This is a genomic window from Fodinicola feengrottensis (assembly GCF_010993775.1).
GTDB classification, from domain to species: Bacteria; Actinomycetota; Actinomycetes; order Mycobacteriales; family HKI-0501; genus Fodinicola; species Fodinicola feengrottensis.
Genome location: NZ_WOTO01000069.1, coordinates 1 through 17,317, shown reverse-complemented (window position 1 = coordinate 17,317; position 17,317 = coordinate 1). Strand labels below are relative to the sequence as shown.

Sequence of the window (17,317 nt, the reverse complement as noted above, 5' to 3'; positions counted from 1 at the left end):
CTCAGTAGGTTTTGCTGCCTGAGGATGTTCCCAGCTGCGGGTTGTTCCTATAGCCTCTTCGTGGCTTGTCCGGTCGATTTCGGCGCGGCCCAACGACGGCGTCGCGGGGACTCTATGGTCTCGGAGGTACGCAATGTTGTCGTTTTTTGCTCCCGTCACTGGCAAGCATACGGCCAGATCCGGACGTCGGCCGTTGGTGGCCACTGTGGTGTTGGCGGTGTTACTCGCTCTCTTACCGGCCGTACGAGCGGAAATTCCGGCCAGCGCCGCGCCGGCACCAAAAAAAACGCATTCGGTCACCTGGGACCTGGGATCATTATTCGCTGTCCGTCGACGGCCGCCGGATGTTTCTCTACAGCGGCGAGGTGCATCCCTTCCGGCTCCCCAGCCCCAGCCTCTGGCCGGACGTGCTGGAGAAGATGAAGGCGGCCGGTTTCACCGCTGTCACCGCGTATTTCGACTGGGGCTATGCCTCGCCCGCACCGGGCGTCTACGACTTTTCCGGCGTACGCAACGTCGACGAATTTCTCGCCGACGCGGCGGCCGCCGGTCTTTACGTGATCGCGCGACCAGGGCCCTACATCAACGCCGAAGTCGACGGCGGCGGGTTCCCAGGCTGGCTGGCCCGGATGGCCGGCACGCCCCGAACATCTGATCCACGCTATCTCCAGTATGGCAAGGAGTGGCTGAACCATATCGATCCGATCATCGCTCGGCACCAGCTCACCAATGGCACCGGTTCGGTGATCGCGACGCAGGTGGAAAACGAGATCTACGACTCGGACACCGCCGACGGGCAGAACTACATGGCCACTGGCCGCCCAAATGCGCGCTGACGGCATCACCGTTCCGTTGACTGGGAACAATAATTCGGCCTACGTCAGCGGCACGGGCGCGACCCAACTGCCCGGCTTCGACCGCTATCCGCTCGGCTTCGACTGCTCGAATCCCACTGTCTGGCCCAACCAGGTCCCAGACGAAATGGGCACCCATCGGGTGACCCCGAACAGTCCCCTGTTCTTTCCTGAGTTTCAGGGCGGCGCCTTCGATCCCTGGGGCGGCGCTGACTACGACAAATGCCAGCAACTGACCAATGACCAGTTCGAAAAGGTCTACTACGACAACAACATCGCAGCCGGGTCGACGATGATGAACTTCTACATGACGTATGGCGGCACCAGTTGGGGTTTCCTGCCCTGCACCTGCGTCTATTCCTCGTACGACTACGGATCGGCGATCACCGAGTCGCGGCAGATCGGCACCAAATTCAACCAGCAGAAGCTGATCGCGCAGTTCTTGCGGGCAGCTACCCCACTGACGAAAACCGATCAGCTCGCGGTCGCGCCGCCGGACGCCAACGACCTCACCGTGCTCGGGCGGGCGAATCCCGACAACGCCTTCGAACTCCTCACCCTGCGGCATGCGGACACCACCTCGACGGCGACCAGCAAGACGCATCTCGCCCTGGATCTGGCCGGCCGTACCGCCATCAGCAACGACGACCCGAGCCCGGCGATCACGTACTCCGGTGAGTGGACGCACGCGAAGGCGGTCGACTACACGGCCGGCGATTTCGGTGACACCGAGACTTTCGCCAGCGCGGCCGGCGCCAGCGCGTCGATGACGTTCACGACCAACGCCATCCGATTGGTAGGCGCCAAGAGCGGCAACGGCGGCATCGCCGAAATCTACCTGGACGGCACCAAAGCCGCGACCATCGACACGTACGCCCCTGGAAACAAACAATATGAGCAGGTGCTCTACCGGGCGAGCGGGCTTTCTTCCGGGCCGCATACCGTCAAGGTTGTGCCACCGGTACGAAAAACTCCGCCTCTTCCGGCACTTTCGTGCCGGTGGATGGCATCGACGCGTACGATGCGACCGCGAATGACTTCTACCCCACCGTGCCGCAACAACCTGGCACGAGCATCACGGTCGGCGGCCGCGATTCACAGCTGTTGGTAGCCAACTATCCGTTTGGCGATCAGCGGATGGTCTACTCCACCTCACAACTCGTCACCGCCAGCGAGGGGATCGCGTTGCTGTATGGCGTTCCGGGCTCGGACGGCGAGACCGTGCTGCGCTACCCGAGCCGGCCGCAGGTCCAGGTGCTGGCCGGACAGGCCACCGCCAGCTGGGATCCGTCCCGCGGCGACCTGCGGCTGAACTACCACCACCGGGGGCTGACCGAAGTGCAGGTCAGCGGCGGCGGTCGGCGGCCGGTAAAAACTGCTGCTGGCGGACACCACCACCGCGCTGAATTTCTGGCCGGACCAGACCACGGCCGGGCTGGTCCTCACCCAGGCGCCCTATTTGGTGCGATCGGCGCGGACGTACGGCTCGGTGCTGGCCCTGACCGGCGACACCAGCGCGACCACCGATGCCCAGGTTTTCGCGCCGGCAAACGTGTCTCAAGTGACCTGGAACGGGCGTCCGGTATGGTCCAGCCGGCACCAGGATGGCAGCCTCACCTTCCGGCTCACCGGTCCCCCGCCCCTTTCGTTGCCAGCGTTGACCAACTGGAAGTTCGGCTACGAATCGGCCGAGCGGCAGCCGGGTTTCGACGACTCCGGCTGGATCACCGCCGACCACACCAGCACCGGCAACCCGAACGCACCGGGCAGCCTGCCGGTGCTTTACCAGGACGACTACGGATTCCACTCCGGTGATGTCTGGTATCGCGGCCATTTCACCGGTACGGGCAAGGAAACCGGCATCACGCTGGACGGTCAGGGCGGCTCGCCGGCCGGCAGTTGGTCGGCGTGGCTAAATGGCGCCCTACTCGGCACTCAGACCAGCGGCTCCCACACTTTCACTTTCCCGGCCGGGGTTGCCCGTACCGGCGCGGGCAACGTGGTAGCCGTGCTCGTCCACAATGCCGGCCACGAGGAATGCGGCGCGCCGTGCGGGTCTTTCCAAAACCCAAGGGGTCTGCGGACCGGCCAGCTCACCGGCGCGACCACCGCGGTCACCTGGAAAATCCAGGGCAACCTCGGCGGCGAGACCCCGGTCGACCCGGCCCGTGGACCGCTCAACACGGGCGGTCTGTACGGTGCCCGGCACGGCTGGTTCCTGCCCGGCTATCCGGACAGCAGCTGGCAGAACACCACCCTGCCCGATCGCTGGTCGAGCCGTGGGCTGCCGGCCGGGGTCGGCTGGTATCGCACCAGCTTCGACCTGAATCTGCCGCATGGCACCGATGTTCCGATCGGCCTGCAGATCAGCGACCAACCAACCTATCGCTACCGCGCCGAAATCTACGTCAATGGCTGGCTTCTCGGGCTCTACGCCAACGACCTTGGCCCGCAGCACATGTTCAGCCTGCCGACCGGCATCCTGAACCCCAACGGCCACAACACAGTCGCCATCGCCGTCACCGGCTCGGACGCGGCCGGCGGTGGCCTCGGCACCGTCAAACTCGTCCCCTACGGCACGTATTCCGGTGGCGTACCAGTGAAGCAGGTGCCAGCACCGTCCTGGAGCCAGCACACGTACGGCTCGCCCGCCCAGCCGTCGCAGGTCAATCTCGCGCTGTCCAGCCCCACGCAGCTGCTGCACGGAAACGACACCCTTACGGTGAACGGAAAACTCACCAACTCCGGTGCCACCTCGACCGCGGCGACCCAGGTCAGGCTGGCCGCCCCAGACGGCTGGACGGTCAGCCCGGCCGATCCGATCGCGGTCAGTGCGCTGCCGCCCGGCGGGCACGCCGATCTACAGTGGACAGTGCACGTCCCGGCCGGTCTCACCGCGGGCAGCTACCAAGTCGCCGCTACCGACCTGGGTGGCGGCACCGCCGGCACCGCGACTTTCGCCGTGCCGTACCCAAAGATCGCGGATGCCTTCAGCAACAAGGGAATCTCCGATGACGCCCAGCCCACGACCGGCGATTTCGACGGCGCCGGCTACAGTTTCTCCGCGCAGGCGCTGGCCGCCGCTGGCCTGACTCCGGGCGCGATCGTACGAGCCGCTGGAGTCGATTTCACCTGGCCGACGGCCACGCCAGGGCAGCCCGACAACGCCCCTTCCAACGGACAGTTGATCGCGGTCAGCGGACAGGGATCGACACTGGGGTTCCTCGGCGCCAGCAACTCCGGCAGCCCGAGCGGCACCGGCACAGTTTTCTACACCGACGGCACGACAGACACTTTCAGTGCCGGGCTTGATGATTTCTGGTTCGATCCGGGCGCCGAGAACACCTCGGTGGCCGCGATGCCTTATGTCAACAGCCCCACCGGCCGTTATGACCACACCGTACGGATTTTCGCCACCACCGTCCCGATCAACCCGGCCAAACGGGTCGAGCGGTGGCGCTGCCCGGGATCAGTGCGGGCTCGGCCGGCCATTCCACCGCCATGCACATCTTCGCGATGGGAGTTGCCTAACGAGGCTCCGGGAGAATCCCGCGAGCGATCGCGACCGTCACCGCGGCCGTCCGGTCTTTCACCGACAGCTTCTCGAAAATTCGCATGACATGGCTTTTCACCGTTGCCTCGCTGATGAAAAGCTCCCGGCCGGTCTCCGGATTGGACAAGCCACGGGCGATGCAGCGCAACACCTCGGTCTCCCGAGGTGTCAGCTGTATGCCACCGCGGACGTGGTTGACCAGTTTCGCCGCCACCGGCGCGGCCAGCACGGTCTCACCGCGGGCGGTCGCTCTCACCGCCGCGGCCAAATCCTGCCGTGGCGCGTCCTTGAGGAGATAGCCAGTGGCACCGGCGGCGACCGCGCGGGCGATGTCGCCGTCCGTGTCGTAAGTGGTCAGGACGAGCACGGATCCGTGGCCAGCGGCCACAATTTGCTCTCGGTCGCGGCCACCCCATCCAGGCCCGGCAACCGTAAATCCATCAGCACCACATCCGGCCGGCACTGGGCCGCGGACCAGACCGCCTCCTCGCCCGAGCCGCATTCGGCGAGCACCTCGATGTCGGGTTCGCTGGACAGCACCGCCCGCAGTCCGGCCCGTACGATCGGATGGTCATCGACGAGAATCACCCGCACGGTCATAGTGGAAGCGCCACTCGTACGACGGTGCCGGCGACAGCGTCAACGTGCATTTCTCCGCCCCCACCTGGGCCACTCTTTCCCGCATGCTCACGAGCCCGAAACCGGTAGCTCGGACTGGATCAAAACCACAGCCATCGTCGGCGATCCGCAGGACCACCTCCGCTGATTCGTACGCCAACACCACGTCGACGTGTTTTGCCTTGGCGTGCTTGCGAACGTTGGCCAGCGCCTCCTGAGTTGCCCGCAAGAGCACCACTTCCCCGCTGGTCGCGAGCGGGCGGGGTTCGCCGGTGACGACCAGCCGTGACTCGACCGCCAACTCCGGACCAATGCGGTCCACCAGCTGACGCAATGCGTCCGGCAGCGACGCGTCGCGCAAATGCGGTGGGCCGCTCGCGGCCACCATTGCCCGCGCTTCGGCCAGGTTTTCCTGGGCCGTCTTGCGGGCATTGTGCAGATGCCCCAAAGCTGCCCTATCGTCCTTGCCAAGTTCGGTCTCGAGAGCCTCCAAAAGCAGCAGGACACTGGTAAATCCCTGCGCGAGCGTGTCGTGGATCTCCCGGGCCAGCCGCTCCCGCTCAGCCATCGCGCCGGCCCGCCGGCTCAGCTCGGCGAGCTCCGCGCGGGTCGCCGCGAGCTCGGCGATCAACTCGGCCCTGCGCTTGCTTTGCTCGATAATCCGGCCGATCCAGAATCCCAGAACCGGCGCCACCAGCATTCCGGCGATCGCGACGACCAGGACATCGACCGAAAACCCGGTCCAGCGCACCATCGCGAGGGCAGTGGCGATCACGCCGCGACAGTGGCGGCAAGCGCCTGCCGCAGCCGGAGCATGGACCAGATGTGCGGGTAGAGCATGCATAACATCACCGCACCGAAAGGCACTATGGCGTACAAACCAACGGTGAGCGGAAGCGCCAGCGAAACATAGAGCAGCCCACGGCCGTGCCCGCCACCGTGCATCAACTTGGTGCCTATCGCGGCGTACCAACAACAGAGCGCCACAAGGACGACGAGACCACCCCACCGTTGCGCCGGACTCACAGTGTCGTCAACGAAAAACAGCGCGCCGGTGATCGCCGCGAGCACCCCGTACGCGAGATACCATCCGCGCGCCACCCGTTTCCACTCGTGCCGTTCCCCGGCCGGCGCATTCACCACCACAGCATGACCGACCCAACGGCCGGTTGGCTATCCAACTGTCGTTGGAGAAACCGTCCCACCGGTCGGCGACTGCCGGCCAACCGCCGAGCGGCCCACGCTAATGAGCCATGACCTCACAACTGTTCACACGGATAATGACCGGCGTCACCGTTCTCTACGGAATTCTCGTCGCCATTTACGCCCTCCTGCACGGGCCTAACCTCGGCCTGGTCAGCCTCATCGGCGCCCTGGTCGTCGGCGGCGGCTGGATCCTGCGCGGCCTCATCTGGACCCAGCACCGAAGCTAGTGGTCTGCCTGTGATTTGGCCGGCCAAATCACAGGCAGACCACTATGACGGCAGCTGTACGCGGTAGCCGCCGGCGCTGAGCGCGGTGAGCAGCTGGGCGGAGTGGTCGGTGCCCTTCGTCTCGACCCGGAGCTCCACGTCCACCTCGCCAAGGTGCAGGTGTGGGTCAGCACGCAGGTGTGAGACGTCGAGGACGTTCGCGCCTTCTTCGCCGACCAGCGTGAGCAGCGCGGCGAGCGAGCCGGGCCGGTCGTCGAACTGGACCGTGAAGGAGAGGTAGCGACCGGCCGCGGCCATGCCGTGCTCGATGACCCGAAGCAGCAACAACGGGTCGATGTTGCCGCCGGAGAGCACCGCGACCACCGGTGGGGTGAAACGGTGCGGCTCGGCCATCAGCGCTGCCACCGCCGCCGCGCCGGCCGGCTCGACAACCTGCTTTGGACCGCTCAAGCAGCAACAAAAGCGCGCGTGTGATGTCCTCGTCGGAGACCGTCACGACGTCATCGACGAGGTCGCGTACGTGCGCCAACGTCACCTCGCCAGGACGGCCGACGGCGATCCCGTCCGCGATGGTGGTCATGGCGGCCAGCGCGACCGGCTGGCCGGCGGCCAGCGAGTCGGGGAAGGCCGCCGCGCCCTCGGCCTGCACGCCCACGACACGTACGTGCGGGCTGATGGCCTTGACCGCGGCGGCGATGCCGGACAGCAAACCGCCGCCGCCAGTGGCCACCACGATGGTCGCGACCTCCGGGCAGGCCTCCAGGATCTCCAACCCAGTGGTGCCCTGACCAGCGACGATGTCCGGGTGGTTGAACGGGTGAACGAGGATCGCGCCGGTGTCGGCGGCGAACCGGGACGCAGCCACCAGCGCGTCGTCGACGGTCAGGCCACGCAGCCGTACGGACGCGCCGTAGCCCTTGGTCGCGGCGATCTTCGGCAACGCCGCGGTGGTTGGCATGAAGACCGTCGACTTGATGCCCAGCAGCTGCGCGGCCAGCGCCACTCCCTGCGCATGGTTGCCAGCGCTCGCGGCGACCACGCCCCGGGCCCGGTCGGCCTCGCTGAGGCGCGCTATCCGCGTGTACGCACCGCGGATCTTGAACGAACCGGTGCGCTGTTTGTTCTCGCATTTGAGGTAAACCGGCCCGCCGAGCCGCGCGGCCAGCGGTGGCGACTCGTCCAGCGGAGTCACCCGCACGATCCCGGACAGCAGCTTCTGCGCCGCCTGGATATCCGCCAGCGTGACCAGCTCTTCAGCACCCATCCGCCGATCGTCTCAGAACGAACGACCACCGCCCGCCCGCCCCCCCCGGCGTTTGTCCGCATCGACGCGATGCGTGCGCTGCGCTGAACCTTGGTGGCGGCCAATTCATACAGGGGGTACGACATTTTCGCGCTGTAGCGACTGCGGTTTTAGTGCACTATGGATGTATGACGACATCGAGATTGATGCGGTCAGGTGGTCGGACAGAGCTGACGGTTGATCCGTCGCAGTTGCGGTGGATCTTGTCCGCTCGGGAGTCCACTGACCGTGAGGAGCAGGTGGTCAACCAGCTTACTGACCTGCGGAAATTCGTGAAAGACATCGGCGGGACGATTTTTCGTGAGGTGCCGGAGAACGCGGTCTCGGCGACGAAGAAGACCCGCAAGTTGCTCCCGGATGGCACGTACGGGTGGGAGGTCAAGCGTCCGAAGTGGGACGCGATTTTGACGGATCTGCGGCGCGGCGAGGCGAAACGCGTTGGCGGTGACCGATGGTGACAGGGCGTTTCGTGATCCTCGGATGCTCGAGGATCTGGTCGACGTTGTGGAGTACTACGGCGTGCACGTGGCGTCGATGACCGGGAACATGGATCTGACCACCGATGTCGGTATCTCGGCGGCGCGGCGGCTGGTGGACCAGCGCAACACCGAGTCCCGGAACACTTCCCGGCGGGTCACGGACGGCAAGCGGCACGCGGCCTGGAAGGGCGGCAAACACGGGGGGCACCCGACCGTTCGGCTGGCGCAAGGATCAGATCCGGCTCCGCAAACGCGAGGCGAAAATCCTCCAGGAGGAGTTGCCTCGGATCAAGGCTGGGGTGACCGCGTTGACGTTGGCCAAGGAATGGAACGCCAAGCAGATCCTGACCGCGACGGGGAAACAGTGGCGCGCGTCCACGGTGGCGGCGATGTATCTGGCGCCCCGGATGTGTGGACGGGTGAAGTACCGCGGCGCGGTGCTGCGCAACGAGGATGGCAGCTATGTCCGTGGCGAGTGGCAGCCCATGATGAGCGATGAGGACTACGACGAGATCGTGCGCCTGTGGCGTCCGGAGACCGCCACCGACAAAGACGCGACGACGACGACGATACGGGCGACGACGGCCAACCCGCCACCGCCGTTCGACGCCCGGCCACGCGATCCCGGTTGCGCGCCAAAGGGCGCGGGTACCGCACTATCTACTTGCTGTCGCCGTTTATTCGGTGTGGGAAGTGTCAGGCGCGGGTCATCGGTTCGACCCGGCGCCGTGCCGATGGGTCGCTGGTGGCGATTTATCGGTGCCCGTCCAGTGGTCAGGGTGGCTGCGGTGGGGTGTCCCGGAAGGCCGAGGACATCGACATGTTCGTGAAAGCGGCCGTGATCGCCGACCACCGCCGGAACGCGATGCGACGGGTGCAGGACCTGCCGCCGTGGCCCCGCACGGCCGAGTTGAAGGCGTTGCAGGGCCGGATCAAGGAAGCCACCCGCCGGTACGAGGCCGGTGAATACCGCGACGCGTCTCGTTACTTCTCGTCTCTGGATCGGATGGAAATCGATGAAGCGGAGCTGAAAGCCGAACTGCGCGCCTACTCCCGGGAACAGGACGCGCGCGCCGCAGCATTGTGGCCGATCTGGAGGCCCGATGGGATACGCCCGAATTCACCATGGAGGAGAAACAAGCCGCCGTCGCCAAGAGCCTCACCGCCGTCATCCTGCTGCCCGCCAACAAGGGCGTCGCGTTCCATCCTGACCAGATCCAATTGATCTGGCACCAAACCGACGGCGGCTCCTAACCCAAGCCGGATGTCGATCGTGCGTTTCCGCAACCTCCAGAATGCGCGGAAAGTGTCGTACTGCTGACGTAACGTCAGGATTGTGGGCGAACCAGGTGGGAGTAACGCGGGCGGCGATGACGCCTTTCGGGTGTGGACGTACGCCCTGAACTGTTGCCTGGATGACGAGCATCCGCCCGAGCAGGCCGGTGCCGACCAGCAGGCGTTGATCAACGACTATGTCGATTTGATCGTGGAGGAGCTGGAGGCAGATCCTGATCGGCTCGCCGCCGCAGCTGCCCAGTGTCGAGAGCGAGCTGACCAGGACACGGCCGCCGGTTGTCCACCACATCATGGCGATGTCTGGGGCGCCTACCTTGCCGAGCTGGGCGCCGCGCGAGTGCGGACAGCCGGGGCGGATACCAGCTCCCGCAAGCGCGCGAGCGTCTGCTTCGGCAGATACACCAACGCTCGACCCCGGCGGCGTCGTCGACCCTCTGGGATCGACCGCGGCAGTGGGCTCGTAACTGGCGGTGGCTGCGCAAACGGCGCCGCCTCAATCCAGTCTGGTGGTGGCGACGCCACCAGCTCCGACGCGCCCTCACGTTCGAGCACGCACGTCGTGCTGACGACATGCTGATCGTTGTCGCCAACCTGCACGGGGACGCCATCGGCAAGATCGGTTTCGAGTCCTGCGCTATCTGTCAGCGCGGGCTGGTCTGCAAGGTAGAGACCTACCCGCCGTACGACGGGTACGGAATCGGTGGCTTGCTCGTCGATGCTGCTTTGGCTGCGGGTGGTCGACCCAGCGACGGCTTCAGTTGGTACACGACCGGGCAGTACCGCCGACGCACGCGGATTCTGGCGCACGATGGCCCGCCGCCACCGAACGCCCTTCAGGTCGGGCTCAACGGCGGCCTGCGCGCACATGCGGTCCACCACAACCGGTACGTCGGACGAAAGGAGCGTGCGGCTCGATGGCGCATTGTGACGTGTGCTGCCTGCGGTTGTCCCTGAACAAGGACAAAACGCTGCCCAAGCACTACACAGACTCCAGAAGCATTTGGGGCGGCCCTCAAACGGCCTGTCCCGGCTCCGGCACAACCCGATACACGCCTGACCGCGATCGCAGGTGGAAGTGCAGAAGGCCACTGAGCAAGCAAACCTGCACCTGCTGCCATCGCAGACCCCTCACGTTGAACAAAAACGGGAAGTTTCCAAAACACCGAGCACTAGACGGCAGCAGATGTTCCATGTCAGAAGCAAACCACCCTCGTTAACGGGCGGCAGAGGCGACGAAACGAAACCAGCGGCGACGCGCGAACCGCACACAGGAGGACGCGCAAACAAAGAGGCGGCTCGAGACCCGGACACACGATCATCAAGATGGACATTGATGTGGTCAGGATCTGGTGATCGTACAGCCACTCATGATGACCGGTCACGAAAGGTGATCGACGGAGTAGAACGAAGTACGTCGCGAGCAGCCGTAGAAAACACACCTCCAAGATAAGGAGAAAGAAGATATATTCGTCGGACTCTTCGCTCCCACGGAGAGTCTACGCTGACCTGCGAATATATCGGCCAGGAGCGCGTTGTTGCTGCATGATTGGGTACAGCCCTCGGTTTGTACCCACATCTGATCCCAACCTGGGGGGAACTCGTACCCCAGATCTGCGGCGATTTCAGATCAATTCCAGTCGGGCTGCTAAGTGTCATCGCTGCACCAGGCGTCCTAGCAAAGGGTGAAACTCAATATGCCCCACAGCATCACCCTCGCCTGGCGCCTCCTGCCCACATGGTCGAGGGTGTTGTCAGCCACGTAAGCCAGGTACCTCTTCACTGGTGAGGCAGGTGTCCGCGTCCGCGTCCGCGATTTGTCACTATGCCCAGCCATAGATCGGCCGCTCGGTTGAGGCGCAGGTGCCCTTTGGCCCTTCTATCCGGCGAGCACATTGGCGATGATTATGGGATGGGGAACGTTCCGTTTGCGGCATGTTGGGATCGGCTCGATCGTGCCGACAAACATCGCTACAGCTTAGTCGAAGTCTGGAATGAGTACATCGACACCAGTCCATTCGATTTCACATTCGAACACCAAGGTGACGGTGTGCATATCCTGCAAGCTTGCCAGAGCCGCCCTATTCCGGTCGCTTTCGCTCTCGAGCTGGGTGAATGGCTATACAACTTGCGTGCATGCCTTGACTACACAGTGTGGGCGGCCTGTGCACACGTCACGGGCCGCTTGCCGCCTCCAGATGAGGGCATACTTCAGTTCCCCGCATACGACACACCGAAGGCATGGAACAACAACATCCACCGTCTGAAGCATTTGGATGAGCCGCACCGGGACATGCTCTTGAAGATGCAGCCATTCAACAACACTTCAGGAGCTAGTGTCATTGCCGTGATAAATGAGCTGGCGCGTATTGATCGGCATCGGCGGTTGACGATCAGCACGACATATTTAGCCGAGATGGAGCCAGTTGTCTCGGTGCCGCAGGGCTGTGAGGTGAAACTGCAATGGGGGCAACGTCTGCTCATTAATGGAAGAGCCGATCTGGCGAGGATTACTATTTCTCCGTGGCGAGACGGATTTGCCGCCGAGATCAATCCGAGGGTCGGCATTGATCCTGAGGTGGCAGAGTGGCCGAACCTTCCATTTTGGAAGACCATCAGACTTACTGATCGCCTTATGATGGCGCAGAGTTTCGTGGAGAGTGTGGTTGCCGCATTCGAATACGATTGTACCGGCGCGAGTCGCCGAGCCGACCTTCTTGCAGAAGACTACAAGAACGAATGTGCCCGCCGCGAGTACCTCAAAGAGCCTGTGACGCCCACACCAACAAGCCCGTTTGGGATCCTCCGATCGGGGCCATTTCGAGCACGCTGGAGAGATTCAATGGCGAGTCTTTTCCACGGGGTCCCGGTCCTGCTGAGAGCTGACACGGTCGCCGACGTGATCCAACTCGGCACCAGCAACAAGATAAGGAAGAGACAACCTCCTTCCTTGACTCATCCGCGCCGCAGCGGACTGGCAGGGTCGTTCATCCGTGACAGAGGCGTTATATTGCAGCGCGCGCCGGATGCGGTACGCTAGCGCTTCCTTGAACGTGTGAGCTTGCCTTCAAAACAATCTCGGCCCCGGGCTTCTTTCCGGGCTGGTCAGGTGTCCGAGTCGGTGCCGGATTCGGTCTCCATGTCGTTGTCGAGGGTGAGGCCGTAGATGCGCGCGACCCCTCGTGCCCATTCCAGCGACCGAGGCGGGGCGTTTTTTACCTGTTCGCGCGCCCATTCCTCTGGGCTCGGGATCGGCTTTCTGGGTGTTGCTGCCTGGGACTTGTTGGCCCTGCGGGGAATCGGGTTTCTCGGTCGAGGTATGTGCGGCGGCTTGGTCGCGCACGGGTCCTGCGATCGTGGGCAGTCAGCGTCGCTGTTGCCGGCCTGCGGCGGGTCGTTGGGTGTTTCTGCTGGTGTGGCGTGGGGGTTGGTCATGGCTCACCCCACGGAGACAGCATCACGGCGGTGTTGGTGACGGCGGCTTGGTGGAACGGAAGGCCGAGGTCGGGGTGATGGTGCGCGTCGGGTCCGTGCTCGGGGAGCTGGTGCAGGCGCGCCCGAAAGAGGCTGCCGTCGTATTCAGTGCCGGTGGATTGGTGGACGGCCCAGATCGGTCCTGCGGGGCCGTCTGGATGGCCGTGGTCGCGGGCGGCTGTGGCGACCTCGATGTGGTGCCGTTGACGATCCAGTGCGGCTCTGAGGTGGGTTTCCCGGGTGGTGCTGGGCAGCCAGAACAGCACGATGCCCGCGCGGGAGGCGTTGACGTGGTCGTAGTAGGTGAGAACTTTGTCCACGAGGGTGGCGATGGGTTCGGTGCCGGTGTCGTGCTCCAGCATGAACCGCACCGCGCGGCCCTCGGCTTCGAAGCAGCCGTAGGCGTCGGGTTTGATCCGGGCGTACATCTCGCTCGTCAGAGCCTGGACCTGTCCGATGGCAGTACGTTCGGGCATCCACAGCGTTAGGCCGCCGGGTTGCCCGCCGGGGCCAGTCAGGTCGGGGTGGTCCCGGTGGTAGCCGGCTAGGTCGGTGAAGAAATCGTTGATGCCCAGCAGGTGACGCAGCTTGGGTGAGAGCAGCATGCCGTCGTTGCGGTGTTTGTACGCGGCTCGCCGGGGTGGCTTGTCGCCCAGTTGCGCGGTCATGAGGCACGCGCCGCGGTATCCGAGGGTGAATCGGGTGGGATACGTGCCGCCGCCAGAGAGCGGCGGACGTGCCCGCCAGACCAGTTCCAGCTTGACCAGTTCCAGCAGCCGCGCTTGCGCACGCCGAGCGGAGGTGAAATCCAGCCGGGCCAGCTGGTCGATCGTGAGCACTCGGTGCAGAGCCAGCAGACCCAGGATGCGGTGATCGCGCGGCATCAGCCGCGCCCACAGCGCACCGAACGCCTCAGGATCACGATCGGCCCGCTCACGGCTCCCTCGTCGCGCCGATCTGTGCCCATCATCGCGCTGCCGGTTGCGTCTTCCTCCGTCGCTGCGCCGTCCTGTCGGCTGCGATCGCGCCGACAGTGACGAGCGCAGAGGCTGTCCGACGGGCTGCTGCCCGCTGGCACCGTCACTGTCACGTCGTGGAGCTGACTGTGGTGTGGGAGCAGGAGCTGGCTGTTGAGGCTGTTGAGCAGCGGTGGTGTTGTTTTTGTTTTGTTGTGTACTTCCTTGGAGAGAGAATCTATTGGATTCTGTCGGGCACTACTCACGGCCGGCCCATCATGGCTCTGACCTGGGCGTATCAAGGTGTTTCCGTCGGCGGGTGGGGCGGCGGGTCCTGGCCGCCGGCTGGTCGCCGGGCCACCCGCCGATCCACCCGCCGGGCCAGCCGCGCCGACCGTGATCGGCCCAACGGCAGATGTCCCCATCGGGGACATGTGGGTGACTGACGGACGAGCGGCAGCGGGCACCGGGCCGAAGAGTCCGAGGATGGCGGGGTGTGCGGCGGCTGGTCGCAGACCGCCGCTGGAGGTGCCGGGCATCAACATTACGACCGCCTCCCGCCGCTGTCTTGGCTGCCGGTCTGTCCGCGGTGGCGGAGCTTGTGGAGGCCGGGTAGGTGGGTGAGCGGGTTCGCCCATGCGTGGGTGGGTTGGGTGAGGATTTTGAGGAGCTCGCAGGCCCGTTCGTTGGACACGGGTTGCCCGTTGCGGCGAATCTGGTCTGCCAGGTTTTGCCGGGTGAGTTTGTGACCGGCGGTGGCGAGCTGGTCCCGGGCGGCCCGCGCGCGCCGGCAGCAGCGCGCGTACGGCGGGATCGGGCTCACTATCGGCCCGCGTGGCCGTTCCGCTGGTGGGGTGGTGGGTTTGTGGCCGAGCAGGGTGGCCATGATTTTGATTTCGCCCAGCAGGGCGATCGCGGGCAGTGCGGCGAACAGGTGTGAGAGCGTGTCGTCGGCTTTCGGGCTGGACAGCCAGTTCACTGCGACGCTGACGAGGACGATCACGACCAGGAACGTCCAGGCCAGCACGTTCGTGGCCTGCCCGTCGCGTTTGCAGTAGAACAAGTACAGCGTGACGATGACTTCGAAGCCGTCGATGAAAAACGGGTACACCAGCGCCGTCCAGTCACTCTGGCCGTGCTGGACGGCGAACGTGACGATGTGCTCGTATGTCACCGCGAACGTGGCAGTGGCCGTACCGGACAGCAGCAACGCTACGACCCCACGAAGTGACAAGCACGCCGCGAGGAACGCAGCCCACCGTCCCGGACCTGGCGGGAGTGGTCCTGGTTGGTGCCGTGGCGAGACCGATAGGGCTGCCGTGTGGGTCGGCGCGGCCGTTCGCGCAACGGACCCTGGTACGCAGCGGGGACTGCGGCGCTTGCGCGTTCGGGGAGACGGGTCGGCGCGGGGCGGGGACCTTGGGCGGGTCATGGCTAGGGTCGGTCGACAGGACTGCTCACCGCCCTCCTGGCGCGCCGGGGTCCCGCGAGAAACCCGGCGAGGGTGCTGCGGTGCGGCGCGCGTCCACCGACCGGCGCGGGCCGGTCGATCGCGATGCGGTTGTGGTGACCCGTGGTGCTTGTTGCAGGGCTGTTCATGGCGCTCCTCCTTGTGGTGGTACGACATGCCAAGGCCGCCCGGACGCGGCCGAGGTCACATGTGTGGTGGACGCGCTTCGAGAGGAATTCCCTCAGCGCGTCCGCCGATGGCGTAGTGCGGTGTTCGTGGTCTCCACCGTGCACGGAATTCCCCGCGCGGCGACGGGGAACACAAAGGGGTGGATTGGCGTCAACGGTGAACCAGAAAACAGTCATTGGCAAGGACCCGAACGCATGAATTTTCGCTTGAACACATCATGAACACGCACGCGAACACCCCGTTCGCGGCGGCAAATACCCGCATTCGACGAACACCTGGACGTCCATGATGTGTTCAGGGTCTGACCTGCGGTTTCTCTCATTCGCGACCTCTCGCGACCGTCACCGTTTGGGTTACCGTTTCGGAGGCATGGAAAGCGGTCATCCGAACGGCCCGACCGACACATTAATTTTCTCTCCGGCGACCGCTACCGAACGCGAGCCGATAAACCGGCTGGGCAACCTTGGGCTAATAGGTTGACGAAATAGTCGCTGCGCAGTCGGCGGGAGAGAGCCGCAATGCCGCACGCTGCTGCAGGAAGCCGTTTTCGCTGTTTTCGCGGGTCACGGGTTGGACTGTTCGTGTACTCCTTTCGAGATGGTCACCTTTTCGCGCGGGGGCAACCGGGTGTCAGGATCTGGTGCTGGCCACGTTGCCGCAAACGGGGTTCCGCTCGTTATCTAATAGCGGCGTTCGTGGCCAATTCAGACACTCGCGTCACAGGTTGCCTGTGGAGGAGATCTGGTGACCGTCGCGCGAGGTCAATGGCGGTAAGGACGCGGGTAGCCAGGGCATAGGCAGCGGGTAGCTCCCCTGGTCACCGCGCCACGGGCGACCCGCTACGGATCCACGACCGCGCGACGCAATCGGCGACATATCGGCAACACCGCAGGTCGCGGCCGGCGCGACGATGCAGAGTGCGACACAGGTGCACTCCACCGTTGCGATGGATGACCAGCTCCTTGGAACCACGTTCGCAGCCGGCAGCAAGTTTCTCTGGCCAGCGTGGTCGTAGATCAGTCAGCCACGCCCATCCGGACTATGCGACCCATCTGACCTGCGGCAACGCCATGGCCCACGGGGCTCTGTCTGGACCCACCCCACAAGCCACCCGTTGAGCCAGTCACGGAGCCTGCCGGTGAGCGACTCCGGTACGGGCTGATTCAGCTGGCCAGAGCTGTCTTCACCGCTTCTCGCGTCAACGCCACAAACCGGGGAACGGCAATCAGATCAGCGCTCTGCCCAGCGGTGTGCCCCGCGATCACCCAGCGACTAGAACGCCGGGGAGACCGCTGCCCCCCGGCATGGCCATGAGCTGCGCGAACACAACCGCCGACGGCGGCGTACAGACCGAAAACCCTACTGGTCACCTTCTCTGGCGGACACAGGCCGCGCAGAGCGCTAAGGCGACCGCCTTTCCATGGGATTTCACTTACCCGCTCAGCCCTGCTGTGATGTGCGTTCTGAAGGGCCTACAGCGGCCCGTAGCGGCCCTCATCGCTCCCGTCCCACGTCCGTAACCGCTTGACGTCTGGGTTCTGAGCCTTGAACGAAGCGACGGTATTGGGCGACACGCCGGCATTCACGAGCGGGCGGCGTTCTGCGCGACGAACGCCGCGTCAGCGACCCGTGTGCGGCCTCCACTTATACAAATGCCTCAAAAATTCGGAAAACCGAACATTCATCTCCGAAAACTGCTTCCGGTTGCCCCGCTC

Annotated in this window: 14 protein-coding genes and 6 pseudogenes; 13 read left to right on the top strand and 7 right to left on the bottom strand. The window is 64.7% G+C overall.

What is annotated here, in order from left to right; translation table 11 throughout:
* Nucleotides 1-146 precede the first annotated feature (146 nt).
* The 4 genes and pseudogenes from GNX96_RS41590 (at nt 147) to GNX96_RS41575 (ending at nt 4,473) form a co-directional block, all read left to right on the top strand.
* The gene (locus GNX96_RS41590; protein ID WP_279582894.1) at nt 147-836 is read left to right on the top strand and encodes a beta-galactosidase; all 690 of its coding nucleotides are present in this window, start codon (nt 147-149) and stop codon (nt 834-836) included.
* Nucleotides 826-1,965 (top strand): beta-galactosidase, encoded by a 1,140-nt coding sequence (locus GNX96_RS41585; RefSeq protein ID WP_163573087.1) that lies wholly within the window; start codon nt 826-828, stop codon nt 1,963-1,965. The genes GNX96_RS41590 and GNX96_RS41585 overlap by 11 nt, the downstream gene beginning before the upstream one ends.
* Nucleotides 1,848-2,147: pseudogene (locus GNX96_RS66300) on the top strand (hypothetical protein); the annotation flags it as partial. The gene GNX96_RS41585 and the pseudogene GNX96_RS66300, both read left to right, overlap by 118 nt.
* A 169-nt stretch (nt 2,148-2,316) precedes the next feature.
* On the top strand, nt 2,317-4,473 hold the full coding sequence (locus GNX96_RS41575) for a beta galactosidase jelly roll domain-containing protein (RefSeq protein WP_279582892.1): 2,157 nt from the start codon (nt 2,317-2,319) through the stop codon (nt 4,471-4,473).
* Here GNX96_RS41575 and GNX96_RS41570 read toward each other — a convergent pair.
* The 3 genes and pseudogenes from GNX96_RS41570 to GNX96_RS41560 all read right to left on the bottom strand — a co-directional run bounded on the left by GNX96_RS41570 (nt 4,382) and on the right by GNX96_RS41560 (nt 6,126).
* Nucleotides 4,382-5,007, bottom strand: a pseudogene (locus tag GNX96_RS41570) (response regulator). The gene GNX96_RS41575 and the pseudogene GNX96_RS41570 sit on opposite strands and share 92 nt — an antisense overlap.
* Nucleotides 4,979-5,800, bottom strand: coding sequence for a sensor histidine kinase (locus GNX96_RS41565; protein ID WP_163573084.1), 822 nt, complete (start codon nt 5,798-5,800; stop codon nt 4,979-4,981). Before GNX96_RS41565 ends, GNX96_RS41570 begins: the two are co-directional and overlap by 29 nt.
* The gene (locus tag GNX96_RS41560) at nt 5,797-6,126 is read right to left on the bottom strand and encodes a hypothetical protein (protein WP_163573083.1); all 330 of its coding nucleotides are present in this window, start codon (nt 6,124-6,126) and stop codon (nt 5,797-5,799) included. Before GNX96_RS41560 ends, GNX96_RS41565 begins: the two co-directional genes overlap by 4 nt.
* Before the next feature lie 179 nt (nt 6,127-6,305).
* Between GNX96_RS41560 and GNX96_RS41555 the strand changes: the two genes are divergently transcribed.
* Entirely contained in the window at nt 6,306-6,458 is a 153-nt protein-coding gene (locus GNX96_RS41555; RefSeq protein WP_163573082.1) for a hypothetical protein, read from the top strand.
* A 42-nt stretch (nt 6,459-6,500) separates the two neighbouring features.
* On the opposite strand, the pseudogene ilvA reads toward GNX96_RS41555, so the two are convergent.
* A pseudogene (ilvA, locus tag GNX96_RS41550) lies at nt 6,501-7,722 on the bottom strand (threonine ammonia-lyase).
* Between the two features lie 278 nt (nt 7,723-8,000).
* Between ilvA and GNX96_RS41545 the strand changes: the two are divergent.
* The 8 genes and pseudogenes from GNX96_RS41545 (at nt 8,001) to GNX96_RS41515 (ending at nt 12,573) form a co-directional block, all read left to right on the top strand.
* Nucleotides 8,001-8,219, top strand: coding sequence for a hypothetical protein (locus GNX96_RS41545; protein ID WP_279582891.1), 219 nt, complete (start codon nt 8,001-8,003; stop codon nt 8,217-8,219).
* A 22-nt stretch (nt 8,220-8,241) separates the two neighbouring features.
* Nucleotides 8,242-8,373, top strand: a pseudogene (locus GNX96_RS66295) (hypothetical protein); the annotation flags it as partial.
* Nucleotides 8,324-8,743 (top strand): annotated as a pseudogene (locus tag GNX96_RS66290) (recombinase family protein); the annotation flags it as partial. The pseudogenes GNX96_RS66295 and GNX96_RS66290, both read left to right, overlap by 50 nt.
* 20 nt (nt 8,744-8,763) lie before the next feature.
* Nucleotides 8,764-9,021 (top strand): annotated as a pseudogene (locus GNX96_RS66285) (hypothetical protein); the annotation flags it as partial.
* Between the two features lie 302 nt (nt 9,022-9,323).
* Complete coding sequence (locus tag GNX96_RS59220) at nt 9,324-9,494, top strand: hypothetical protein (RefSeq protein ID WP_279582890.1); 171 nt, start codon at nt 9,324-9,326, stop codon at nt 9,492-9,494.
* A gap of 82 nt (nt 9,495-9,576) precedes the next feature.
* Entirely contained in the window at nt 9,577-10,113 is a 537-nt protein-coding gene (locus GNX96_RS41525) for a hypothetical protein (RefSeq protein WP_163573077.1), read from the top strand.
* Nucleotides 10,107-10,490: a hypothetical protein gene (locus GNX96_RS41520; RefSeq protein WP_163573076.1), complete on the top strand. Its 384-nt coding sequence runs from the start codon at nt 10,107-10,109 to the stop codon at nt 10,488-10,490. Before GNX96_RS41525 ends, GNX96_RS41520 begins: the two co-directional genes overlap by 7 nt.
* Nucleotides 10,491-11,445: 955 nt before the next feature.
* Nucleotides 11,446-12,573 carry a hypothetical protein gene (locus tag GNX96_RS41515; protein WP_163573075.1) on the top strand — a complete coding sequence of 376 codons (1,128 nt, stop codon included), beginning with the start codon at nt 11,446-11,448 and terminating at the stop codon, nt 12,571-12,573.
* Nucleotides 12,574-12,638: 65 nt separating this feature from the next.
* Here the strand turns inward: GNX96_RS41515 and GNX96_RS41510 are convergent, their stop codons facing one another.
* The 3 genes from GNX96_RS41510 to GNX96_RS41500 all read right to left on the bottom strand — a co-directional run bounded on the left by GNX96_RS41510 (nt 12,639) and on the right by GNX96_RS41500 (nt 15,395).
* A complete protein-coding gene (locus GNX96_RS41510; RefSeq protein WP_163573074.1) occupies nt 12,639-12,968 on the bottom strand; it encodes a hypothetical protein in 330 nt (109 codons plus the stop codon).
* A complete protein-coding gene (locus GNX96_RS41505; RefSeq protein ID WP_163573073.1) occupies nt 12,965-13,891 on the bottom strand; it encodes a replication-relaxation family protein in 927 nt (308 codons plus the stop codon). The genes GNX96_RS41510 and GNX96_RS41505 overlap by 4 nt, the downstream gene beginning before the upstream one ends.
* Before the next feature lie 616 nt (nt 13,892-14,507).
* On the bottom strand, nt 14,508-15,395 hold the full coding sequence (locus GNX96_RS41500; RefSeq protein WP_279582889.1) for a DUF2637 domain-containing protein: 888 nt from the start codon (nt 15,393-15,395) through the stop codon (nt 14,508-14,510).
* Nucleotides 15,396-17,317: the final 1,922 nt, after the last annotated feature.